32 protein-coding genes and 2 pseudogenes are annotated in these 21,885 nt (G+C 58.1%); 26 read left to right on the forward strand and 8 right to left on the reverse strand.

Translation table 11 applies throughout. The annotated features are described in order from the left end of the window. Positions 1-190 (reverse strand): transposase (locus KUA11_RS15175; protein ID WP_217411756.1); only part of this gene is annotated, 190 nt, incomplete at its 3' end. 250 nt (positions 191-440) lie between these two features. On the opposite strand from KUA11_RS15175, the gene KUA11_RS15180 reads away from it, so the two are divergent. The 17 genes from KUA11_RS15180 to KUA11_RS15260 all read left to right on the forward strand — a co-directional run bounded on the left by KUA11_RS15180 (position 441) and on the right by KUA11_RS15260 (position 8,557). Continuing rightward, positions 441-737 (forward strand): WGR domain-containing protein, encoded by a 297-nt coding sequence (locus KUA11_RS15180; protein WP_242010877.1) that lies wholly within the window; start codon positions 441-443, stop codon positions 735-737. Next, positions 734-1,369 carry a tyrosine-type recombinase/integrase gene (locus KUA11_RS15185; protein ID WP_173584740.1) on the forward strand — a complete coding sequence of 212 codons (636 nt, stop codon included), beginning with the start codon at positions 734-736 and terminating at the stop codon, positions 1,367-1,369. The genes KUA11_RS15180 and KUA11_RS15185 overlap by 4 nt, the downstream gene beginning before the upstream one ends. Positions 1,370-1,414: 45 nt before the next feature. Next, positions 1,415-1,669 (forward strand): ribbon-helix-helix domain-containing protein, encoded by a 255-nt coding sequence (locus KUA11_RS15190; protein WP_173584741.1) that lies wholly within the window; start codon positions 1,415-1,417, stop codon positions 1,667-1,669. 3 nt (positions 1,670-1,672) lie between these two features. Further along, positions 1,673-2,092: a putative toxin-antitoxin system toxin component, PIN family gene (locus tag KUA11_RS15195; RefSeq protein ID WP_173584742.1), complete on the forward strand. Its 420-nt coding sequence runs from the start codon at positions 1,673-1,675 to the stop codon at positions 2,090-2,092. 155 nt (positions 2,093-2,247) lie between these two features. Next, a complete protein-coding gene (locus KUA11_RS15200) occupies positions 2,248-2,901 on the forward strand; it encodes a ParA family protein (protein ID WP_062247395.1) in 654 nt (217 codons plus the stop codon). Further along, positions 2,898-3,218, forward strand: coding sequence for a hypothetical protein (locus KUA11_RS15205; protein WP_198912719.1), 321 nt, complete (start codon positions 2,898-2,900; stop codon positions 3,216-3,218). The genes KUA11_RS15200 and KUA11_RS15205 overlap by 4 nt, the downstream gene beginning before the upstream one ends. Next, on the forward strand, positions 3,215-4,165 hold the full coding sequence (locus KUA11_RS15210) for a replication initiator protein A (RefSeq protein ID WP_173584743.1): 951 nt from the start codon (positions 3,215-3,217) through the stop codon (positions 4,163-4,165). Before KUA11_RS15205 ends, KUA11_RS15210 begins: the two co-directional genes overlap by 4 nt. A gap of 936 nt (positions 4,166-5,101) precedes the next feature. Then, positions 5,102-5,275, forward strand: coding sequence for a DUF4160 domain-containing protein (locus KUA11_RS15215; protein WP_173584744.1), 174 nt, complete (start codon positions 5,102-5,104; stop codon positions 5,273-5,275). After that, complete coding sequence (locus KUA11_RS15220; protein WP_062454620.1) at positions 5,265-5,672, forward strand: DUF2442 domain-containing protein; 408 nt, start codon at positions 5,265-5,267, stop codon at positions 5,670-5,672. Before KUA11_RS15215 ends, KUA11_RS15220 begins: the two co-directional genes overlap by 11 nt. A 102-nt stretch (positions 5,673-5,774) precedes the next feature. Continuing rightward, positions 5,775-6,002 carry an AbrB/MazE/SpoVT family DNA-binding domain-containing protein gene (locus KUA11_RS15225; RefSeq protein WP_026019902.1) on the forward strand — a complete coding sequence of 76 codons (228 nt, stop codon included), beginning with the start codon at positions 5,775-5,777 and terminating at the stop codon, positions 6,000-6,002. Beyond that, a complete protein-coding gene (locus KUA11_RS15230) occupies positions 5,999-6,394 on the forward strand; it encodes a type II toxin-antitoxin system death-on-curing family toxin (RefSeq protein WP_173584745.1) in 396 nt (131 codons plus the stop codon). Before KUA11_RS15225 ends, KUA11_RS15230 begins: the two co-directional genes overlap by 4 nt. A 123-nt stretch (positions 6,395-6,517) precedes the next feature. After that, positions 6,518-6,763 (forward strand): type II toxin-antitoxin system Phd/YefM family antitoxin, encoded by a 246-nt coding sequence (locus KUA11_RS15235; RefSeq protein WP_173584755.1) that lies wholly within the window; start codon positions 6,518-6,520, stop codon positions 6,761-6,763. Then, positions 6,760-7,146: a PIN domain-containing protein gene (locus KUA11_RS15240; protein ID WP_173584746.1), complete on the forward strand. Its 387-nt coding sequence runs from the start codon at positions 6,760-6,762 to the stop codon at positions 7,144-7,146. The genes KUA11_RS15235 and KUA11_RS15240 overlap by 4 nt, the downstream gene beginning before the upstream one ends. Before the next feature lie 36 nt (positions 7,147-7,182). After that, on the forward strand, positions 7,183-7,359 hold the full coding sequence (locus KUA11_RS15245; protein WP_173584756.1) for a CopG family antitoxin: 177 nt from the start codon (positions 7,183-7,185) through the stop codon (positions 7,357-7,359). Between the two features lie 84 nt (positions 7,360-7,443). Continuing rightward, the gene (locus KUA11_RS15250; RefSeq protein WP_012813384.1) at positions 7,444-7,698 is read left to right on the forward strand and encodes a hypothetical protein; all 255 of its coding nucleotides are present in this window, start codon (positions 7,444-7,446) and stop codon (positions 7,696-7,698) included. Positions 7,699-7,892: 194 nt separating this feature from the next. Further along, the gene (locus tag KUA11_RS15255) at positions 7,893-8,138 is read left to right on the forward strand and encodes a FitA-like ribbon-helix-helix domain-containing protein (protein WP_019088716.1); all 246 of its coding nucleotides are present in this window, start codon (positions 7,893-7,895) and stop codon (positions 8,136-8,138) included. After that, entirely contained in the window at positions 8,135-8,557 is a 423-nt protein-coding gene (locus KUA11_RS15260; protein WP_019088717.1) for a type II toxin-antitoxin system VapC family toxin, read from the forward strand. The genes KUA11_RS15255 and KUA11_RS15260 overlap by 4 nt, the downstream gene beginning before the upstream one ends. Here the strand turns inward: KUA11_RS15260 and KUA11_RS15265 are convergent. From KUA11_RS15265 to KUA11_RS15280, 4 genes are all read right to left on the reverse strand, one after another. After that, positions 8,535-8,705: a hypothetical protein gene (locus tag KUA11_RS15265; RefSeq protein WP_173584738.1), complete on the reverse strand. Its 171-nt coding sequence runs from the start codon at positions 8,703-8,705 to the stop codon at positions 8,535-8,537. The two genes, KUA11_RS15260 and KUA11_RS15265, sit on opposite strands and share 23 nt — an antisense overlap. Positions 8,706-8,707: 2 nt before the next feature. Continuing rightward, entirely contained in the window at positions 8,708-8,935 is a 228-nt protein-coding gene (locus KUA11_RS15270) for a hypothetical protein (protein ID WP_231368027.1), read from the reverse strand. 208 nt (positions 8,936-9,143) lie between these two features. Continuing rightward, the gene (locus tag KUA11_RS15275; RefSeq protein WP_062446221.1) at positions 9,144-9,383 is read right to left on the reverse strand and encodes a conjugal transfer protein TraD; all 240 of its coding nucleotides are present in this window, start codon (positions 9,381-9,383) and stop codon (positions 9,144-9,146) included. Between the two features lie 64 nt (positions 9,384-9,447). Further along, positions 9,448-9,807: a conjugal transfer protein TraD gene (locus tag KUA11_RS15280; protein WP_025439939.1), complete on the reverse strand. Its 360-nt coding sequence runs from the start codon at positions 9,805-9,807 to the stop codon at positions 9,448-9,450. A 96-nt stretch (positions 9,808-9,903) separates the two neighbouring features. Between KUA11_RS15280 and traA the strand changes: the two genes are divergently transcribed. From traA to KUA11_RS17575, 8 genes and pseudogenes are all read left to right on the forward strand, one after another. Then, positions 9,904-12,990, forward strand: coding sequence for a Ti-type conjugative transfer relaxase TraA (gene traA / locus KUA11_RS15285; protein ID WP_173584748.1), 3,087 nt, complete (start codon positions 9,904-9,906; stop codon positions 12,988-12,990). 54 nt (positions 12,991-13,044) lie between these two features. Continuing rightward, on the forward strand, positions 13,045-13,239 hold the full coding sequence (locus KUA11_RS15290) for a type II toxin-antitoxin system VapB family antitoxin (protein WP_062106147.1): 195 nt from the start codon (positions 13,045-13,047) through the stop codon (positions 13,237-13,239). Continuing rightward, positions 13,236-13,628 carry a type II toxin-antitoxin system VapC family toxin gene (vapC, locus tag KUA11_RS15295; protein ID WP_173584749.1) on the forward strand — a complete coding sequence of 131 codons (393 nt, stop codon included), beginning with the start codon at positions 13,236-13,238 and terminating at the stop codon, positions 13,626-13,628. Before KUA11_RS15290 ends, vapC begins: the two co-directional genes overlap by 4 nt. 25 nt (positions 13,629-13,653) lie before the next feature. Beyond that, positions 13,654-13,791, forward strand: a complete 138-nt coding sequence (locus KUA11_RS15300; RefSeq protein ID WP_026019313.1) for a hypothetical protein — start codon at positions 13,654-13,656, stop codon at positions 13,789-13,791. Beyond that, positions 13,788-13,925, forward strand: a complete 138-nt coding sequence (locus KUA11_RS15305) for a hypothetical protein (RefSeq protein WP_019088723.1) — start codon at positions 13,788-13,790, stop codon at positions 13,923-13,925. Before KUA11_RS15300 ends, KUA11_RS15305 begins: the two co-directional genes overlap by 4 nt. Continuing rightward, complete coding sequence (locus tag KUA11_RS15310) at positions 13,925-14,596, forward strand: DUF6118 family protein (protein ID WP_173584750.1); 672 nt, start codon at positions 13,925-13,927, stop codon at positions 14,594-14,596. Before KUA11_RS15305 ends, KUA11_RS15310 begins: the two co-directional genes overlap by 1 nt. Positions 14,597-14,711: 115 nt before the next feature. Further along, on the forward strand, positions 14,712-15,806 hold the full coding sequence (locus KUA11_RS15315) for a Fic family protein (protein ID WP_173584751.1): 1,095 nt from the start codon (positions 14,712-14,714) through the stop codon (positions 15,804-15,806). Between the two features lie 39 nt (positions 15,807-15,845). Next, a pseudogene (locus KUA11_RS17575) lies at positions 15,846-16,040 on the forward strand (type IIL restriction-modification enzyme MmeI); the annotation flags it as partial. Here KUA11_RS17575 and KUA11_RS15320 read toward each other — a convergent pair. Then, positions 16,041-18,488 (reverse strand): annotated as a pseudogene (locus tag KUA11_RS15320) (Tn3 family transposase); the annotation flags it as partial. A gap of 125 nt (positions 18,489-18,613) precedes the next feature. Between KUA11_RS15320 and KUA11_RS15325 the strand changes: the two are divergent. Continuing rightward, positions 18,614-19,228: a recombinase family protein gene (locus KUA11_RS15325; RefSeq protein WP_173584752.1), complete on the forward strand. Its 615-nt coding sequence runs from the start codon at positions 18,614-18,616 to the stop codon at positions 19,226-19,228. 52 nt (positions 19,229-19,280) lie between these two features. Here the strand turns inward: KUA11_RS15325 and KUA11_RS15330 are convergent. Together KUA11_RS15330 and KUA11_RS15335 are read right to left on the reverse strand one after the other, a co-directional pair. Further along, a protein-coding gene (locus KUA11_RS15330; RefSeq protein ID WP_196756840.1) for an IS5 family transposase occupies positions 19,281-20,059 on the reverse strand; the annotation gives its coding sequence in 2 pieces (ribosomal slippage) (positions 19,281-19,720 and positions 19,720-20,059; 780 coding nt in all). Positions 20,060-20,765: 706 nt separating this feature from the next. Beyond that, positions 20,766-21,875: a TQO small subunit DoxD gene (locus tag KUA11_RS15335; RefSeq protein WP_011251529.1), complete on the reverse strand. Its 1,110-nt coding sequence runs from the start codon at positions 21,873-21,875 to the stop codon at positions 20,766-20,768. Positions 21,876-21,885 lie beyond the last annotated feature (10 nt).

Genomic DNA, 21,885 nt, shown 5'->3' on the forward strand with positions numbered 1-21,885 from the left:
CAAAGCCGGGATGCCGCTTATCGCGAAAACAGGCAGCAAAGCGGCGGCTGAGCCCCAGAATGTCATCAGCCTGCTTCACCAGAATGACGCCCCCATCCGAACTCATGCGACCCCCGTCAAAACGGGCCACAACACGCCGTCCACAGGAGGCTGGAAACTCATACGCGCCTGCGCTACACTCTGTCTGCATCGGGTTCGTTTATTGCTTATGAAAAATTCTTTTGTGCAAAACAGACTTTTTCATAATCTAACCCGATGTACAACCCTTCTGTGAGATTTCCGCGTCGATCCCTCCAAGTCTCAGGGGCATCAGACTTCTGACGTGATACACTATGGGCAATAGTGTAACAGGACGGGCCTGAAACCGGCCGGCCTGTCCCGCGATTGCAGCGGTTTTCCTGTCCGGGGCGGGGGAGATGTGTTACACTTTTCAGGACATCATGCCCAGACCTGCCCCGAAGGCCCCTGTCCGGCCACCTTGCCAGCTGTCGCTGTTTCCCGAAACGGCGGCGCTGGTGCGCGTGGACCCGGCCGCCAACTGCTGGCGCTTCTACCATCTGTCGCTGCAGCCTGACCTGTTCGGCGGAACCGCCCTGGTGCGGCAGTGGGGGCGGATCGGGACGGCTGGCCGGCAGGTCTGCGAACTGCATCATGATGCCGGGCAGGCGCTCGACGCCCTCGTCCGCCAGCTCCGGGCCAAGCGCCGGCGGGGCTACCGCGACAGGCCGGCCGGATGAGCGGCCCCCCAAAACCGGGACAGCGGACGACCCCGGCAGGCGCCCCCGGCGGGATGCAGCTGTTCGACCGCGACGGGAGCCGCAAATACCTCACGGTTGCCGAGCGGGCGCGGTTCCTGCGTGCGGCCGAGCAGGCGCCGCGCGAGGCCCGCACGCTGTGCATGACCCTGGCCTGGTCGGGCTGCCGCCTGTCCGAGGCCCTCGCCCTCACGGCGGACCGGGTGGACCTGGCCGGCGGCGTGCTGGTGTTCGCCACGCTCAAGAAGCGCCAGGACGGGATCTATCGCGCCGTGCCGGTGCCCCCCTCCCTGCTCGAGGCCCTGGACCTGGTACATGGCATCCGCGAGGCCCAGCGCCGGCGGGGCCGTGGAGCGGCCGCCCGGCTGTGGCCCTGGTCCCGCATGACCGGTTGGCGGGCGGTGCATGCGGTCATGGCCGCCGCCGGCCTGTCCGGCCCGGCCGCGTCCCCCAAGGGCCTGCGCCATGCCTTCGGCGTCGCCGCCGTCTCCAGCGGCATCCCCCTCAACATGGTGCAGAAATGGCTCGGCCACGCCCAGCTCTCCACCACCGCCATCTACGCCGATGCCGTCGGCGCCGAGGAGCAGGATATCGCACGGAAAATGTGGGGGTAATGCATTTTGCGAAAGGGAAATCACAACAAGCGTATAAGCACCGACATGTCGACTGATATGGTCCGCTGGACGGTTTCGGTCTCCCGCGAAACCGATATCGCCGTACGTGGTTTCCTGGTGCAGCAAGGCATGAAGAAAGGCGACCTGTCGCGCTTCATCGAGGAGGCGGTGCGCTGGCGTGTGTTCGACAGGACGATGGCGGAAGCCCGGAGTGGGTTCGCAGATATGGAGCCGGACGCGCTGGAGGACCTGATCGGTGAGGCCGTGACCGCCACGCTGGCAACAGACAAGTCCAGCTAAAGCGTGCGTCTGGCCACCAAGACCAATCTTCTCATCAGTGCCCTGCTTTTTAAAAAATCCCTGCCAGCGTATCTGCTCGGGCTATGGCAGGCAGGACAATGCGAGTTACTGACTTCGACCGAACAGCTAGATGAGTTGCGGCGCGTGACCCGGTATCCCAAGATCCGTTCCCGTCTGCCGCCCACCCTCGCCGGCCGTCTGGTCAATGAAGTCCGGGATTTAGCTGTTCTCATTGTAGATCTTCCTGCTGTGGCAGCCCCTCCGGATCCGGATGACGATTATCTTTTGGCGATGGCATCTGCTGGGAAAGCCGATTTTTTGTTAACGGGCGACAAGCGCGATATTCTGGACCTGCGGGTCTATGATGGTGTGAAGATCATCACAGTAAGAGCATTTCTGGTCATGCAGGGGATCATGCCGTGAGTGAGGCTGATGGTTCTATCCCAGCAGAAGCCGAGTGCATTAGGATGCGATATAAATTCTAAGCGAATATGCAACTAAGCGACTATGCGATTAAAGTTGTTTGCTATTAAACGAATAAGCTATATAAAAAGCATAGTCGCTTAGTAGGAGACATCATGCAGACTTGGGCCGTGATTGCGCAGAAAGGTGGGCAGTCGAAAACGACGATTGCAACGGCTTTTGCTGTCGAAGCCGCCAGTGAAGGCGCAGCGGTTGTGATTCTTGATGCTGACGATCGGCAAGGATCAGCTCTCTATTGGTCTGAGAGACGAGAGGCTGATGACGTAATGGTGAAAGATAGCAGTGTTGCAGGATTGCCTTTGCATGTTTCGCGAGGACGTAAGAGTGGAAAGCTGGATCTCATCATCATTGATACGCCAGCAAACTCAAAAGACATTGCTATGTTGGCGGCAGAACAAGCTGACTTTGTAGTGATCCCAGTCGCTCCGCGTGGGTTGGATGTTCATTCTGTGCTGCAAACCATAAAGCAGGTTCAGCAAGCAGGAACACCTTTTGCTGTGATCCTCACCCAGGTTCCTTACCAAGGTTCAGAAGGGAAAGATGCTCGAGCGGGCTTCATCGCTAAAGGCGTCACTATGTTCGATACAGAACTTCATTTTCGTAAGGATTTTTATAGAGCAACACCGATTGGGAAAACTGCTGCCGAATTGGATCCAGATGGTAAGGCCGCAGCTGAACTACGCTCTGCTTATGCTGAGGCTAAGCGACTAAGCGGTTATGCGAATAAACCATTAAGCGAGATAGTATGATGGTGAAACCCAAGAAAGCATCGGCATTAGCCGGCATTTTTGAGGAAGAAAGTGCCCCTGTATCTCCGACGGTTGTAGTGGAAAATGTGCCTAAAGAGGCTACTACCCGATCACGTCTTGATGGGAACGCACCTTCGCCACGCAAGAAAAATAGTCATCCTGGAAAAAAACCGGTTTTGATCCATATCCCAGAGGATATGCACCGTACACTCCGTCAGTTGAGTGTAGAGGAAGGTGGAGAACCTTTGACGGTCATTACCGAGCGTTTATTGCGCCAATATCTGGTGCAGCGAGGGCACACTAGGTTTGCACCATGAGTAAACGGCGTGATCCGAACCCCGAGTTCGACTTTTTTATTCCGTTAATGAATGATCTTCCGTTGAAAGATCAGCGGGAAGTGATGGAGCGGCCATTTTTCTCACTTCAGAAACGTAAACGTCTTAAGCCAATTGAATATCGCAGTCCAAATGGCGAAGCATGGGTGAAAGTTGAAGCCATGCCAGCTTATGGCATGGCGACAATATGGGATGCCGACATTCTTGTGTGGGCTGCTTCCGTATTGAATCGGATGAAAGAGCAGGGGGTCAATGATCTTCCGCGAACGCTTACAACAACAACCTATGATTTGTTGCGCGGCATTCGACGGGGAACAGGAGGACGTGCTTATCAGGAATTGCAAGCTGCTCTTTCGCGTCTAGAAACAACATCCATCCGTACATCATTACGGGCACCTAAGCGCCGTAATGAGGCTCAGTTTGGATGGCTGGATGGATGGACGCTGGAAGTAGATCCAGACACAGATCAGCCGCGTGGAATGACGATCACCCTATCAAACTGGGTTTATGAAGGCATTGTAAGTGAGCGATCCTTGCTGACAATGCATCAGGATTATTTTCTTTTATCTGGTGGATTAGAGCGGGCCCTCTATCGGATCGCACGTAAACATGCTGGTCAGCAGAGAGGTGGGTGGATATGCCGTGTCGAGGTGCTGCATGAAAAAACAGGTAGCGATGCGCAGCCTAAAGAATTTAATCGTATGCTGCGGAAGATCATCGAAGCAGACCAACTTCCTGATTACACTATGTCGTTGACTCAGACTGTTGAAGGTACACCGGCAGTGATGTTTCAGTTGCGAGGTATTGAGGCAGCGACTGAGCTGCATAGGAAGCTCGAAAAAGAAAGAGAGCGCGTAGAAGCAGATCGTCGGCGTGCTGAAGAGGTGGATGGGTTGATGGATCGTTTGTCACGAGGGCGGCCTCGTTAAACTATCGTGGTTTCACCCACCCAATGAGTTCTCTCTGTAGTCAAAATGAGAGTTACTACGACTCGAAACCACTCAAGCTATAGGGAATGCTGCGTTTTCCTGTGGATAAGTATGGTCAACTGTCGTGGTTTCACCCACCCAAGCATCGTGGTTTCACCCACCCAAGCATCGTGGTTTCACCCACCCAAACACGTGGTTTCACCCACCACCCATAACCGTAACAGACTGTTATCAATCGTTTTTTCATAGGTTTTTTAGTGCTTAACTCTCTTAACTATATATTTTAACAAAATTCTTAACAAAAAAGGCACCGCCTCTTGGGAGCTACGCCCCCGCCGGCTCGCGGCCTACGGCCGCCCCGATCGCGCTTCGCGCGATCTCCCACCCGGCATCCCCCTGCTCGCCCTTTCAGGGCTGCGCTAAACAGACGCGCCTACGGCGCGAAATCATAATCTGACGATGCGTTCCCACATCGTCCCTCTACCAGTACCTTCCCCTCCCGCGTCGGCGCCTTCAGCGCCCTACGGGGCTCCCGCTCCGCGCTCGCCCGACGCCTGCAACACCAGAAGAACCGGGCAAGACCGTAATCTGCTCAAGACGCACCGGTGTTCAGGCGATCATTCAGCAGCTCACGTGTCGCAGCATGCCCATCAGACACCATAGGGTGGCCGTACAGGCATTACCGCGTGTGGTGGCTAGTTTGTAGGCGGTAACGGGGATTGCGCTTTGTGCGGCCTCTCAGGGCGCTCTGCTGGCCTTGCCGGGGATTGATAGGCTGGCCATTTCCTGTTCGTCCGTCCAGATATCCTCCTCCTGACTTTCAGCGGGATGGTTCTGATTGAAAAACCCAAGCGTTAGGGATATGGTGCATTATGCCGACGCTTCTACGCATCAATGGATTTCGTGTCGTGATTTACACGGCAGATCATGTGCCCAATGCACGTTCACGTCATAAGCGCGGATGGAGAAGCGGTGATTGAAATTGGCAGGAAAGCCCGCCTGATACGGGCAGGTGGCATGAAGGATAAGGCTATACAGGAAGCCCTTGTCATCGTGCAGGACCACGCTGAGATGCCGGCGGAAGCATGGGAGAAGATACATGGCGAATAACGTGAACTATCAGGCTGCTCGTGAAGCAGACGCGCTTCATAGAGCGACAGTTCCTCATGCGGTCTCCGCACGGTTGATCCGTGCGCGCCGCGCTCTTCATGTCACGCTCTCCAACGGTGTTGAAATGAGCGTACCGGTGGATCTGTTACAGGATTTGCAGGGCGCTTCCCTGAATGATCTGGCTGAGATCGAGATTACCCCGCTGGGTAATGGCCTTCACTGGCCCCGTCTTGATGCTGATGTCCTGGTCGAAGGTCTGATCCACGGTATCTACGGTTCCCGAAGCTGGATGGCGGCACAGATGGGACGTGTGGGCGGATCATCCGCCAGCCAGGCAAAGGTGGCGGCTGCACGCCGGAATGGTGCGAAAGGCGGTCGGCCCAGAAACGTCGCGTAAGAAGGACTACTGATCACTGTGAGCTAGACAGGCCGATAAGCATGGTGGTTGCTGAAACCGCAAAAAGTTATTACATTGGTAATAACATAAAGGGGATTCACTATGGTCGAGCTGAAAGTGCGAAAATTCGGAAACTCACTCGGGGTAGTACTGCCCAAGGAAGTGATCTCACGGCTGAATACCCAAGACGGTGCGCCCCTGTATCTGACCGAAGCACCAGACGGCGGATATCGGCTCGTGCCCTATGATCCCGACTTCGAAACAAAAATGGCGAAGGCTGAGGATATTATGCGGCGTTACCGTGATACGCTGCATGTTCTGGCCCAATGACAGTCTTCGTCTGGATAGACGAACGCGAAGCCCTGATCCTGCATGATCGGCTGTTGGGGGTGCATGGTGGCGCTTCCGGCGTACGGGATGCAGGTCTTCTGAAATCCGCGCTTGCCCGGCCACAGCAGCATGCGGCTTATGCGGATCCGCTGGATCCAGTGCATCTGGCGGCCGTCTATACGGCGGGTATCGTCAAAAACCATCCTTTCATCGACGGGAACAAGCGTACGGGCTTTGTGCTCGGTGTGCTGTTTCTGGAACTGAACGGCTATCGTTTCACGGCAGCCCAGGAAGATGCTGCGAATGCGGTTCTCGCGCTGGCAGCAGGTCAGATGGACGAACCGGGTTATGCGGCATTCCTGACCGCGAATGTCGCATCCGAAAGGGTATGACGGTAGGCGAAGAACGCGATGGACGTGCTTTTTTCGTTTCCTGAGGTGGTCCTGGCGATATTTGCCTTGATAGACCAGACTAATATGACTAAGTCTTTTTGGGTAGACTCAGGGGCTTTCGCTATGCGCACAGTTAACATCCACGAAGCCAAGACCCATCTGTCCCGGCTGATTGACGCGGCCATGAAAGGGGAAAGCTTCATCATTGCTAAAGCTGGCCGACCGATGGTGCGGGTCAGCCCGATTACGGATCCTGAAGAGTTACAGCAACGGCGTCTGGGATTTCTTGCTGGAAAAATCCGGGTACCCGAGGATTTTGATCGCATGGGACAGGACGACATTGTGTCTCTGTTCGACGGTCAGGTGTGAGGCTTCTTCTGGATACCCATCTGCTGCTCTGGGCCGCAGGAGAGCCTGATAAACTGTCAGAGCGTGCGAGAACCCTGATGGAAGATCAGAACAATGTTCTGGTCTTCAGCGCTGCCAGTCTCTGGGAGGTCACCATCAAGGTTGGGCTGGGTCGTGCAGACTTTCAGGTTGATCCCCATCTGTTGCGACGTGGTCTGATCGAAAACGGTTATGAGGAGTTATCGATCACCAGCCAGCATGCCCTAGCAGTGGGACAGCTGCCAGATGTACATAGGGATCCTTTTGATCGCATACTTGTGGCACAGGCCACGGTGGAAGGATTGCTTCTGCTGACCCATGATCCGCTGGTAAAGGCTTATTCCGGCCCGATCGAAGCTGTCTGAAGGAGATCGACCACTATGAGCAGCAAAAACAGGTCCATGCCTTCGCTGAACAGTGACGAAGCGGCCGAGGATTTCGTCGCGACCGCCGATCTGACCCGGTATGACCTGTCCGGTTTCAAGCCCATGCGCTTTGAGATCGAACCCAAGGCGGCCGCCCTCAACATGCGCCTGCCGGCGTCCCTGCTGGAGACCGATGTCGCACAGACGCGGTAAAGTATATTCCGACCAGAACAGAGGAGATCGGGCGATGTAGGTACGCTCGGAAATCACTCCGCGCGTCATGGAGGGGAAGCTCCCATGTCTCGCACCTATCATCACAGCCGCAAATACGGTCGCAATCATCGCTGGGCCAACCAGCCGGATCGCTGTGGCTATGGAGGCTCACGTGAAGCCTCTGAATCTCCCAACTGGTACAGTCATCTGCACGATATCCGTCCTGGCCGTCATCATGACAGGCATGTTGCCCGCCTGATCATCAAGGGCGACCTCGATCCTGTCGAGGCGGTCTTTCCGTATACCGGCACCCGGCGACCCCACGAATATTACTGGTAATCTTCAGCGCGGGAATGAGGGATCGTTCCCGCGTTCTGTTTCCGTCTGGATTTTCAGGTCAGTTTGGATCTGCGCTTCCGTTTTCAGCTTGGTGTGGGATTTCGTTTCTTCCCCCAAATACCCCAATCCGACCTGATGATTGCAAACTGCGAAGTCAATGACTACAATGCTGTCATTGCTTTCAGGAGGTTTCCATGGCCGTGATGACCATCCGCAATATCGACGACAGTCTCAAGCAGCAGCTTCGTCTGCGCGCAGCCCAGCATGGGCGTTCTATGGAAGAAGAGGTGCGCGATATCCTGCGTTCCGCTCTTTCTGCTGAAGTGTCCCAGGGGGTAGATGCCGGTCAGGCCATCCACCAGCGTTTTGCCAGGCTGGGCGGGGTAGATCTGCCTGCCGTGTCTCGTGAGGCCATCAGGGACGTGGATTTCGGAGTGTGATCGTTCTCGACACCAACATCCTCTCCGAACTGATGCGCTCCGGGCCTGACGGGGCGGTGCTGACCTGGATGTCCCGCCAGTCCATGATGACCCTCTTCATCACGACCATTACACAGGCCGAGATCCTGTATGGGCTGGCGCTGCTGCCGGAAGGGCGACGGCGAGAGCTTCTGATCGCAGCTGCCCGTGCCATGTTCGAAGAGGATTTCTCCGGACGTATCCTGCCTTTCGACGGAGAGGCGGCCTGTGTTTATGCTGAGATCGCCTCCCGACGCCGGCAGGCCGGAGAACCCATCAGTCAGTTTGATGCACAGATCGCGGCCATCACGCAGTCCCGTGGCGCATTCCTTGCGACACGGAATACACGTGATTTCCTCAACTGCGGTATCACCCTCATCAATCCGTGGGACGAGGGGTAGGGAGGGCGTCAATGGCCGCCTGAATCCGGGCCAGATCGGCGTCCAGAAGAGCAAGAACCTGATCGGCCGGGACAGTGGGTTTCGTGCTGTTGCGTGCCTTGCGGATTGCATCCCTTTTGGCAGCCTGTTCGTCGGAAAGGTCCGTCATGGTCATGTCTTCATCGCCTCGTGTTTCGTGGCAGCGACAGGGGCAGAAATCCGCCATGCGTAATCGCAGACATTATCCAGCAATTCTGCTCGTTGTGTCTGACTGTAAGCTATAACGAAATCAGCGACGATTTTTTCTGGCACACCTTCCCGAAGGAGGTTGGCAGCCGTTTCCGCTATTTCCAGATTGACCGCCTCATTGAGCAAGATCAAGGCATCCGTATCGGTCATACGCTTTGCCGCCCGTGCAACGAACCGGGCATTCAGATTCCACATCCATCGATGACGGTTGATTGTATCAGAAAACCATTCTGGAGAAGGGTATTCTGGAGCCATTAGGTATCCTCTTGAAGTGTTTGTGGCGGTCAGTTTCCAGACCGTCAAATTGTTCTGTGGCCGAGATTACAATCTGTCCGTTTCGGATGATCGTGTTTTGCAATCAGTCATGTTCCCTGTCCCTGTCGAAGGCATGAAGCCCCGCGCGCCTCCAGCGTGTTTTCAGGTCGTCCGGGGTGGTCTCATTTCCCCCCTGAAGCTGCCCCGCAATATCCAGAAAGGCTCCGAGCAGGGTGGCGCGGTCATCATCGGTCAGATCGACCAGTCCCGCCTTCTGGACCAGGCCGCCCAGTTCGATCAGATGATGAGTGCGTTCCCGTCGCGCCTTCGCCCAGTCGCGCATGTCGGTGCGTGCCTTTCGTGCCTGATGGCGATGGATCAGGGCTGTCTGCTTCCTGATCCTTCTTTCAAGCGCCAGAAGCTCCATTCTGATCGTTTCCGGTTCCTTTCCGGCCGCCCTTTTTTGCGCCGGCCTGAAAGAACGCTGTCCCCCGTTCGGTCCACCTCGCGACGGCTTCGGGTTTGCCGTCAGCCTGTTCGACAGCCGCAAGAAGTACCCCGGCCAGCGCCTCAATCGACAGGGTATCGGCTCCCGTCGCCTCGACCAGTTCACCGAGCTGGAGGGTTCTTTGCGCCTTAAGCTGCTTCGCCTTTTCCTGAAGCGCCTTCAGTTCCGCATCAATGTCCCGTGGCCTGCGCATTTCCGGTCCTCTGTCCTGCTGGTCTGTGCCATACTCTACCACACAGGCGAGAACCGCGTCACTCATCCAGAGCAATCAACCCTTGTGGCACAGTAAAATGTGAGTGCGCGCTTATACGTCACTGCGTGACGTGCGCTTAAGTAGTGTGATAGGATCGCGTTCATGGCGATCTATCATCTGCATGCAAAGGTCATCAGCCGCGCCACCGGCCGGAGCGCCGTGGCAGCGGCGGCCTATCGCGCGGCATGCCGCCTGCATGATGTGCGTCTGGATCGTGATCATGACTTTTCCAACAAGAGCGGTGTGGTGCATTCCGAGATCATGCTGCCCGATGGCGCTCCGGAACGGTTTCTCGACCGTGCGACCCTATGGAATGAGGTCGAGGCGATCGAGAAACGCAAGGATGCCCAGCTTGCCCGTGAGGTGGAGTTTTCAATCCCGCGCGAAATGACCCAGGCGCAGGGGATCGCGCTGGCACGGGATTTTGTGCGGGAGCAGTTCGTGGAACGCGGTATGGTGGCCGATCTCAATGTACATTGGGATATTGGTGAGGACGGACAGTCGAAGCCTCATGCCCATGTGATGCTGTCCACGCGGTCTGTGGATGAGAACGGGTTTGGTGCGAAAGAGCGTTCGTGGAACGACAAGGAACTCCTGCTGACGTGGCGTGAACGATGGGCGTCGCTCGCCAATGAACGGCTGGCCGAGCTGGACCTGGATGTGCGGATCGATCATCGGTCGTTCGCGGCACAGGGGATCGACCTTGAGCCGCAGAACAAGATCGGTCCGGCCGGCATGCGTCGGGAAGAGCGGGGCGAGGACGCGGAGCGGGTGGCTGACCATCTGGAGATCGCGCGACGCAATGGCGAGAGGTTGCTGGCGGAACCGCATGTCGCTCTGGAGGCGCTGACCAAGCAGCAGAGCACATTTACCCGGCAGGATCTGGCGCGGTTCGTGGACCGGCAGACGGCGGATGCAGAACAGTTCAGTGCTGTCATGGTTCGGGTGGAGGCGTGTCCAGAGTTGGTCGCGCTCGGGAAAGACGGACAGGGGCGGGAGCGGTTCTCCACGCGCGCGATGACCGGGGTCGAGCAGCGTCTGGAAGAGGCATCGTTCGCGATGGGGCAGTCCCAGGGTCATGCGGTGCCGCTGGCAGTGCGTCGGGCAGCGATGCAGCATTCCGGTCTTGGGGACGAGCAGGCGCTGGCGGTGGGCGAGGTCACGAAGTCCCGCGACCTGTCCGTCGTGGTCGGCTATGCCGGGACGGGGAAGAGCACCATGCTGGGTGTCGCCCGTGAGGCGTGGGAGGCAGCCGGGTATCGGGTACGCGGGGCGGCGCTGTCGGGGATTGCGGCGGAAGGGCTGGAAGCCGGGTCCGGGATCGGAAGCCGGACGCTGGCCTCCCTGGAGCGTGCGTGGGAACGTGGGTTTGACCTGCTGGAGCGCGGGGACGTGCTGGTGGTGGACGAGGCCGGCATGGTGGGGTCACGGCAGATGGAGCGGGTGCTGTCGGCTGCGCATGAGGTCGGGGCCAAGGTGGTGCTGGTGGGTGATCCCGAGCAGTTGCAGGCGATCGAGGCTGGTGGGGCGTTCCGGGCGGTGGCCGAGCGGGTCGGGTCTGTGGAAATCACCGCCGTGCGCCGGCAGCGTGAAGGCTGGCAGCAGGCGGCCACGAAGGAGCTGGCGACGGGGCGGACGGGTGAGGCGCTGGATCGCTATGAGGCGGCTGGCCTGGTGCGCGGGCATGACACGCTGGAAGAGGCGCGGGCCGGGGTAGTGGCCGGGTGGGATGAAGCCCGTCAGGCTGCGCCAGAAGAAAGCCAGATCATGCTGGCGCATCGGCGTGTCGATGTGCGGGCGCTGAACGAGGCGGCGCGGGAGATCCGGCGGGAGGCTGGTGAGCTGGGTGACGACGTGCTGGTGCCGACCGCCCAGGGCGAGCGGGTGTTCGCGGACAGGGAGCGTGTCTACTTCCTGCGTAATGACCGGGAACTGGGGGTGAAGAACGGTACGTTGGGCACGGTGCGGGGGATCGAGGGATCGGCCGAGGCCGGGGATCTGGTGCTGTCGGTGCAGCTTGACGGAGCAGGCGGTGCCGGGACTGGTCGGGTCGTGTCCGTGTCGGTGGCGGATTATGACGCGCTGGATCATGGCTATGCGGCCACCATCCACAAATCGCAGGGTGTGACGGTGGACCGAGCGCATGTGCTGGCGACGGGGAGCATGGACCGGCACGGGGCCTATGTGGCGCTGTCGCGGCATCGGGAGAGCGTGTCCGTCCATTGGTGCCGGGATGACGTGGGCGACCGGGACGGGCTGGTGCGGCGGCTGTCGCGCGAGCGGCTGAAGGATACCACGCTGGATTACCCGCAGGTCCGGGATCGGGATACCGGGTTTGCGCGGCGGCGCGGGCTGCATGTCCCCGAGAGCGAGATCGTGGTGGAGCGTGAGAAGGCTGCCTCTGGCCCCCGGCAGGACAGGCAGGCCGAAGCTGTCCGTACGTCAGATCCGGCACCGGCGCAGCAGAAACGCGGGATGTTCGACGGGCTGGACCTGTCCGTGCGGCCGGGTCGTCTCACATCGGAAAAAGACGTGTCGGCCGGGATGGAGGCTGAGGCCGGAAAGGGGGAGAGTGGGGTTGAGCGTGAGGCTCCTGTCTCTCCCTTTGCGGGTTTGAGGCTGCCACGTGTGCAGCGCGAGCAGGTGCCGGCCGGGCTGGACGGGTTTGCGCCGGGGAGTGACCCGCTTCAGCAGGTGGTGGAGCGGTATGCGCGGGCCTGGGTGGATGCCGAGCGCATGGTGCGTCAGGAACTGCCAGTGCTGGAGCATCAGAAGAAGGCGCTGTTTGAAGCCGGGCGGGATCTGGAACGGGTCCGGCGTGGCGGTGAGGCGGATCTGCGGGCGGCGCTGAAGCATCAGCCGGAGATCCGGCAGGCGCTGTATGGTCTGGAAGGTCCGGGACGGGCGCGCAGGCTGGTCGAGGGGCTGGAGCATGAGGACAGGGTGCGAAAGAGCCCGGAATTGCGGGCGGCACGGTTCGTGAAGACGTGGGACGGGATGAGCCGCGAGCAGCAGGGTGTGGCGCTGAAGGAGCTGAAGCGGGATGCGCAGCTTGAGTCCATTCTGCGGGAGAAAAGCCGCGAGCTGGGTATTAGGAAGGGATCGACGCTCGATCACGGGCTGCATCCTCATCAGAGGGAGCAGTCCCTGTCGCGGTCCAGGTCGCGCGGTATGGATATGGGGATGTAATCTGCTTGAGAGAGGATATGTTGATGTGTATAATTTTCACTGGAGATACACATCATGCGAACCAACATCATTATTGACGATACCCTCATGACAGATGCGCTGAAGGCGTCTGGCGTCAAAACCAAGAAAGAAGCCGTCGAACTCGGGTTGCGGACGCTGATCAAGTTGAATCAGCAGCGGCAACTGCGTTCCATGAAGGGCAGGCTGGAGTGGCACGGCGATCTCGACGCCATGCGTTCCGACGCATGATTCTGGTCGATTCATCGGTCTGGATTGATTTTTTCAGGGGTACGGTGACGCCACAGGTTGATGCTCTGGACCGGTTGCTGGGAGAGGAACTGGTCGCCATTGGGGATCTGATGATGACGGAAGTTCTTCAGGGGTTTGCGAGCGAACGGGATTTCAACAAGGCGCGGAGACTGCTTGGCGCTCTGGATCTGGTCGAGATCGGGGGGCGTGATGTCATGATCGAGGCGGCACGATATTTCCGTGACCTGCGTGCGAGAGGCATCACCATCCGGAAAACCATTGATACCCTGATTGCCACACGATGTATCGTAAGCGGGTATCGGATCCTTTACAGTGACCGGGACTTTGACCCGTTTGTGACACATCTGGGGCTGGAACGGGTTGTCTGATTTCGGCGCGGTGACTGGAGAGGACATGCAGAAAAAAGAAGAGGCCGTTCGGCTGGGATCGCTTCTGGGGGCCATCGGTCGTGAGGCCGGTGTGCGTGATCAGGATATCGCGGTCTTGCAGACCCGCGATCAGACCCCGGCCGAGGCAATGTCCTTCGAATGATCCTGCTGCTTGATACCAACGTGATCATGGAGACGAGGAGGCCCGTCCCGGAGCAGCGTGTTCTGGCCAGCCACGACGTGTCGCCTTTCGAGGCGGCTGGTGTGCGGGTTTTCAATCTGTGGGGGGATATCTGATGTCCGAGACAGATCCAGCAGCGCGCGCGTTTGAGGACCTGTGCGCCGAAATGACGGTACTCCGGCGCAGCGTGGAAGCGTTGCCGCAGGCGTGGCGGGACAATCGGCCCCCGGATTACACGGAGGATCTGGCCCGTGTCGTGAAGGCCATGAATGCAGTCGGTGCACGAATGGAGGCGATCGAGGCCAATCCGACGCTGAAGATGACGCCCCAGGCGTATGGGCAAGGGATTCGTCAGGCCGGGATTTCTGCCAGTCAGGAGATGCAGACAGCGTTTCAGAAAGCGATAGGTGAGGTTCAGGGGGAACGTCGGGTTCTTGCCAATATCATTGGTCAGTCCCGTCAGCAGGATCGTCAGAACTGGTGGCTGTTAGGGGTGGGTCTTGCATGTCTTGTTGCAGGGATCGGGTTGTCGCCTGTTCTGGCGTATCTCCTGCCATCTTCTGTCGGGACGCGAGTGGCATCCTTTATTGTTGGGGAGAAAGATCGCTGGAACTCTGGGGCCATGATGATGGCGGTCAGCAATCCTGAAGGCTGGCAACGTGTACGTGAGGACAGCCAGCTGGTTGAGGCCAACAGAGACAGGATTGCAGCCTGCCAGAAAGCGGCATCGGGTCAGGAAAAAACTCAGAAACCCTGTGTCATCATTGTTCCGGCAGAGCAGGAATAGTCTTCAGGGGATAAAAGCCGACAGCAGAATATGACATGTCAAAGAAACCGGATTTCTTTGACGGATCATCCTGACGTGTTAGAAAAAACATATATTGCTACCACGTCAGAATGTCATGTTAACGCCAACCTACCTTATTCGACCTTTGCCGCCTCAGACGGACATAGAAACGGTTCCGGTTCTCAGGGCGCTGGTCGAGGCCAATAAGGCTCTGGCGGAACTGAAGGGGCGGGCGGCAACTATTCCCAATCAGGGGATCCTGATTGATACGTTGGCTTTGCAGGAAGCCAAGGCGTCTTCGGAAATCGAGAATATCGTCACCACCCAGGATGAGCTTTTCCAGGCGGATCTGTTTCCCGAGGGGCCGGATTCAGTGGCGGCCAAGGAAGTCGCCCTGTATCGAGATGCCCTGCATCTTGGGTTTCGACAGCTGAAAGAAACCGACGGCCTGATCCTGAACAAGGGGCTGATCGCGATTTTCCAGAGGCTCAAGAAGCGGGAAGATGGGTTTCGAAACACCCCGGGAACGGCCTTGAAGAACGAGCGCACGGGGGAAGTGGTTTTTGTGCCGCCGCAGGACGGGCGGGAGATTATCGGGCATATGTCGGATCTGGAGCGGTTCGTGAATGATGACGGGCTCTGTGACCTGGATCCACTCATCAAGATGGCTCTGATCCACCATCAGTTTGAGAGCATTCATCCCTTTCCCGATGGGAATGGCCGCGTCGGGCGGATCCTGAACGTGTTATATCTGACCCGGACCGGCCTTCTGGATATCCCGATCCTCTACCTGTCGCGCTACATCACTCGCCACAAAGATGAGTATTATCATCTGTTACAGAAGGTGCGGGATGAAGGCGCATGGGAAGCGTGGATCCTCTACATGCTGCGTGCCGTGGCCGAGACATCCAGGATCACCCTGGAGCTGATTGAGGGCATGCGGGCGCAGATGGCCACCATGAAGCAGCGGATGCGGACGGAACTGCCCAAAATTTACAGCCAGGAGCTGCTGAACAATCTGTTTCGGCATCCTTACACGAAAATCGAGTATGTCCAGACAGATCTGAACATCGCGCGTCAGACGGCAGGGAAATACCTCGACCAGCTCTCAGAGAAAGGCTTGCTGTCCAAGCACCGCTCAGGGCGGAGCAATTATTATATCAACGCACCTCTGGTCCGCCTCTTCCTGGAGGTGTCCGGTGGCGCATGAAGTGTATGATCTGTTTTTCGAACGTATGGAATTTTACGCATGAATCCCGTTGAGATTGAAGAAGCTGTCTCCCGGATTGCCGAGGCACCTTTTAATCCCGGGGAATTTCCTTTCGAGTTCCTGCAAGCATTCGGAAACCGCGATGTTACGATCAAGCGGCTTCGCAAGGATAACCGCTCGGACGTTTCTGGGGCGGTGCTTCAGCGCAACAACATCCATCTGGCCGTTTGTCCTGCCCGCTGCGATCGTTGCCGTGACGCGCAGGATGTCGGGCCAGTTGCGCTCGATGAGCGGTTCATTGATTTTGCCGCCAACCAGCGCTCGCACATTGGCGGGCGTCGCGTTGGGCGTGAAGGCATAGAGTCTTTTCTGAGAGAGATCTCGGATACACGATGCGAACCTGTAGCCGAGCAAGGAGCTGGCGGCGAACACATGATCGGTAAAGCCACCCGTGTCGGCAAAATGCTGGCGGACGCGGCGGCCTGCGTCATTCATGAGCAGCCCATCGAGTATATAAGGTGCCTCGCTGACCGTTGCCGGGATGACCTGGGTAGCGAAGGGTGCATATTGATCGGACACATGGCTGTATCCCTTGAGGCCTGGGACGTTGCCATATTTCGCGTTGATCAGATTCATCGCTTCGCCCTGCTCGGTAGCAAGGAAGAACTGCCCGTCGCTGGATGCGGATTTCCCTTGTCCCCAGAAGGCGGACATAGGCAGAGCGGCATGGGCTTCCACGATCATGGCGAGCGCCCGATCATAGGCGCTGCCTTCGACATGCCAGCGTGCGATCCGCAGCAATTCCCAGAAGCTGTGCGTATTGGTCGCCGCTGCCATCTTGCGTAGACCAAGATTGACGCCTTCCGCCAACAACACGTTCATCAGGCCGATCTGGTCGCGGCAAGGCACGCCAGTGCGCAGATGCGTGAAAGCCTCGGAGAATCCGGTTCGCTCATCGACTTCCAGCAACAAATCGGTGATCCTCGTGGACGGGAGCTGTTGATAGAGATCGAGTACGAGATCCTCAGTGCCTTCGGGTGTGTCAGCCTTCAGCTTGTCGATGTGCAGCTTGCCGTTCTCGATGATGCCGCCTGGGATCGTACCGGTTCGCGCCGCGCGGCCAAGCGCCTTCAGTTGTGTATCCAGTCGAGCCCTGCGCTCGGCAAGCCATTCGCCGGGTTGCAGCGGCACAGCGAACCGCGCGGTCTGCTCTATCGCCTGTGGCGGGACCAGGATCTGCTTGAGGTCGCCATAGCGGCGCGATTTTGCCAGCCATATGTCGCCGGACCGGAAAGCGTCGCGGATATGGAACAGCACCGCGATTTCCCAAAGTCGGTAGTCGCCGGCGGGCGCAGCGCGAAGATGACGATGCCATTTGGAGCTGGGACGTAGAAAATCCATAGGAGGATCGGATTTGATCCCGCTCTGTAGCAGCGCGATAGCCGTCAGAAGAGGCTTGGCAATCGGCGCCGCCTGCATGTCGAGCAGGCGCAGCATCCTGGGCGCATAGAGGCGGAAGCGATGATAGCCGTCCAGCACACGGCTGAGCGGGTCGGCAGCGAGCACATTGGTCAACGCAGAGGCCGTGGCGACAAGGGTTCTGAACCGTTCCCAGCCTGGACCGGTGGTGATTATCCCGTCCAGGGATGCGCCATCGTCCTGCGCTCCAAGCAAAGCACCACCGATTTCAGCAAAAGACTTCAGCGTGTCCCGAACGGCCGCCTTTTCGTCGGCGATCTTGGTGCTGCAAAGGCGTTCGGAGACCCGATAGAGACGGCCTACGATGCGATCGTGGGTCTCCACGATGACATCAGCCAGAGATGACCGCCATTCCATGGTGCAGACAGCGAGGATTGCAAGCCGCCTGCCTTCGGGCAGATCGCGCATGCCGTCGGCGTAATAGCGCTCGCCCTGCCGGCGAAGGCGGGTCACACGATGCGCGGGAACGCCGTCCAGCAAATCTGCCGGAAGATCGAACTTGTGGAGATATTCCAGTCGATCCATCAGCCGATTGGCCGCCGCCGAATTTGCGCCAACTTCGAACTGTCGCAGCCATACGAAGCGGGTGATGCGACCATCCACCGTATTCTCTAACAGATGAGCCAAATTCTCGCTCAGGGCTGGTGTTATGCGATGGGCGATACGATCTTCGATCCTGCGTTCGGCCTTGACCAGTGCATCGGCACAAAGGCGCTCAATCGTTGAGAAACCGGGAAGGATTGTGCGGGTGCGGCGACACTCTGCAACGAAGCGACGGGCAAGATCCTCATTCGATGTCGCCGCCTCGGCTTCCCGAGCGATCCAATCGCGCAAATCCCGTGCGCCCCGCCCCGAAAAGGAGCGATAGCCGTAGATCCGGCGTAGGTCCGCCAGATGCTCATGCCGGGTCTCCTCGCGCGCGGCATAGAGGAGTAGATCGTCACGGCTCAGCCCGAGCTGGGCCGCGATGAAATCCGATACCTGTGCCGGGATCAGCTCGCCAGGGGTGAGTACCCGGCCCGGGTAGCGCAGGACGCACAGTTGCAGCGCGAAGCCGAAACGGTTGTGGGCGCGCCGGCGCTGGCGGATATGCCCGAGATCCTCATCGCTAAGGGTATAGTGCCGCAGCAGATCACCTTGATCGACCGGTAAGTGAAACAGCGCCTCGCGCTGTCGATCGGTCAGGGTCACGCGACGCGGCATACATGCTCCTTATTCTTTCCAAGGTAAGGTTTGAGATAGTTTGATTGCGATGCTGGTTAAGATACACAATAGTGCAAGCTTATGTGCTCATGTTCGTCACCGCTTCAAACCAACGTTTAAGAAACATGCTGATCGGATATGCCCGCGTCTCCAAAGCCGATGGTTCCCAATCCCTCGACCTCCAGCACGACGCCCTGCGTGCCGCCGGTATCGAGCCAGGTAATATTTATGATGATCGTGCATCCGGTAGCCGCGATGATCGGCCCGGCTTAGCTGCATGCCTCAAATCCTTGCGCGACGGCGATGTGCTGGTGGTCTGGAAACTCGATCGCCTCGGGCGCTCGCTCGCCCACCTGGTCAACACCGTGAAGGATCTGTCAGACCGCAGGATCGGCCTGCGTGTGCTGACCGGAAAAGGCGCTCAGATCGACACCACGACCGCATCCGGCCGCATGGTGTTCGGTATCTTTGCCACTCTGGCCGAGTTCGAGCGGGATCTGATCCGCGAGCGCACCATGGCTGGCCTTGCCGCAGCCAGAGCGCGCGGACGAAAGGGAGGGCGAAAATTCGCCCTGACCAAAGCACAGGTGCGTCTCGCCCAGGCCGCCATGGCGCAGCGCGACACGTCTGTTTCCGATCTGTGCAAGGAACTCGGGATCGAGCGCGTCACTCTATACAGATATGTCGGACCGAAGGGCGAGCTCAGGGATTATGGGTTGACTACACGAAAGTGCATTTAACGTACGTTTAGAGAGAACGTTAAACGAACTATCATGTAAGGTTTAGGGCCTGTTAGGTCTTGAGGCGATCTGCTGTTGCGGCGATGCAGATAACGGCCATGAAGGACGTAGCGGTTTTCTCATACCGCGTGGCGACTGCTCTCCACTCCTTGAGACGTGCCCACAGATTTTCCACCAGATGTCGGTGCCGATAGGCCCATTTCGGGCAGGTTACTTGTGGCTCGTTGCGTTTTGTCGGGATGACCGGGCGTGAACCCCTGTCCCATAAGGCCTCTCGAAACTGGTTCGAGGCATAGCCCCGATCGCAAACGACATAGCGCGGGGCGTGCGGCAATGCGTCAAGGAGGGCCATGGCCGAGGGGAGTTCATGGGCCTGACCTGGCGTCAGGGTGAAAGACAGGGCCTTTCCATGCCCATCTGCGGCTACGCAGACCTTGCTGCCAAACCCTCCACGCGAGCGGCCAAGTGCTTCACGATCATTGCGGCGTTCTCTGAATCCCCCTTTTTGGCCGCTCCGGCGGCCTTGTGATGAGCCCGAATGTTTGTGCCGTCGAGGAAGACCATACCTAAAGCCGGATCTTGACCCTTCACCTGTTCAAACAGAGCCTGCCAGACGCCGAGCTTTGCCCAACGGATGAAGAGTTGGGCTGCCGTCCACCAGGGGCCGAGTTCAGCAGGAATTGAGCGCCATTTCGCGCCATTCTGATGGCGCCAGAAAATCGCCGACAGGGTCCGCCGCAGATCGCGAGGCGGGGTTTTGCCTTTTGGACGGACCGTCTCGATCAGAGGTTCCCCGACCGACCATGCATCATCGGAAAATACAGACTGCATCATGCTCATCACAAAGAGCTATGCAACTCGTTCCGTCTTTCAAGACCTAACAGGCCCTAGCTGTAGGCTAAGGCGCATCCCTTTCGGCCGTAGCTCACAAAAGGTCGCGTAAGTCTCTCGTAACGTGCGCTCGGAAAAAGGTGACGAGTGATCTACCCGCAGCAAGCGCTCAGTTTCGATGGTGCTATCGTCATGAACTCGAGGCAGACAGGGACTCAATTGTTCGACGTGGTAGATTGAAACAGTAGAAAATGAAGAATGTTTTAAGTGGGTACCGATAGGTAGATTGATCGGACAGTCACTCTATCCAAAGGAACACGCCCGATGTTTTACGAAATTGCCACACACGGCGTGATAAGCGTCATATTATTCTGTGGCTTTCTCGGCATGCCACTGCTGGGCATCGTTGCAATGATCCTAGAGCTGCGCCGAAAAGATGATCCGAGAGAACCTGCGACCGCTGGCCGAGTGCCAGTCTGCATTGCCTATACTATCTGATTGCTGGCTCAGTCTCCGCCGCTTTACTGTAAATTCCAAAAAATCTGACGCAGACGAATTTTAATCTGCTTTGGTTAAAGTCTACGCGCGTCATATGGTGATATTATACCAAACTTGATCGATGATGTACGCGCGCTTGGCGCGTGCTCCTTATGAGAGACGCCGCCGGAAGAACCAACGGCGCCAGTCTCCTGCCTTGCAGCAAGACTTATTTAGAAACACCAAGCGGTGCCGTGAATATACGCCCGTCGACATCCGTGAAGCGAATAACCGACCCGTTTGCCGGCGTATGGGCCTGCGTTAGCCACGGGAGGGTAATGGTCGCCTTCGCCCCCATCGGCGCACGGATACCGTAGGGCCCCGGGCCAAATTTGTTATAGGCGTAATCATTATCGAAGTTCTGCTTCGTCAGGGCTGACAGAACTTTGGCATCCCAGTGTTCTGCGATCACTTTGTCCGGCCCGATAACGGCTGCATCAACGATGTGCACGGGTGCTTCAGGCGTTCCTGCATCCAGATAGGCATGAACGCGAATACCGCCATCAGCGAGAACGACCGCATTGGACAGCGTCACGTGATGCTTCGTCGGGCTCACCGGCCCACTATGGAACGGCGTAACGACGGAACCGCGAAAATAGCTGTAGGTGCTGACGTTGTAGATCAGGACAAAGCCGAACAAAGCCAGCGTCAGGTTCCGGAATGGAATATCCGCCAGCGGAAGCGGAAGCGCGCCGCTCGCCCAACGAAACCAGGCGCTGTCTGCGAGACGCGGACGTCGGGCCAGCAACACATTGTCGAGGCTGAAAGCACTCGATCCGCCGAGCAGCAGGGTCGTTCCCATAGCCAGGTTACACGCGGCCATCGTCCATTCGTCGATGCAGGTCGCGCCCTGCCAGCCGAACATGGCCATCAGGATCACGGAAAAACCCATCGAGACGAGCGCGGACGCCCGGGTCATGAACCCTGCCATCAGCGCGGCACCGGCGATCAGCTCGGCGGCGCTGAAGACGATGACACCTGTGTAGAGGAGCCAGAAATGCTGCAACAGGAACGAGATGACGTGTTCAAAACCGAACAGCGCCCCAGGCATCGCGGTTTGAAATTTGTTGGCCATCCAGTTGTGGCCGCCCCAGGCGTCGAGCTTGGAAGGCGCATAGATGAAACGGCGCGACCCGCCGCCCCAGTAAATGAACCCCTGAATGACCCGCGTTGCCAGCAGTGCGAGGCCGCCGATGCGCCAGTTACGCTCGGCTTCGGTCAGGGGTCGGGCGGTGGCGCCAAAAACGGCGCGCTGCGCTGATGCGTGTGTGATACTCATGTTCGCCTCC

Origin of the sequence: Acetobacter estunensis (assembly GCF_019083805.1) — a bacterium.
Lineage (GTDB): Bacteria > Pseudomonadota > Alphaproteobacteria > Acetobacterales > Acetobacteraceae > Acetobacter > Acetobacter estunensis_A.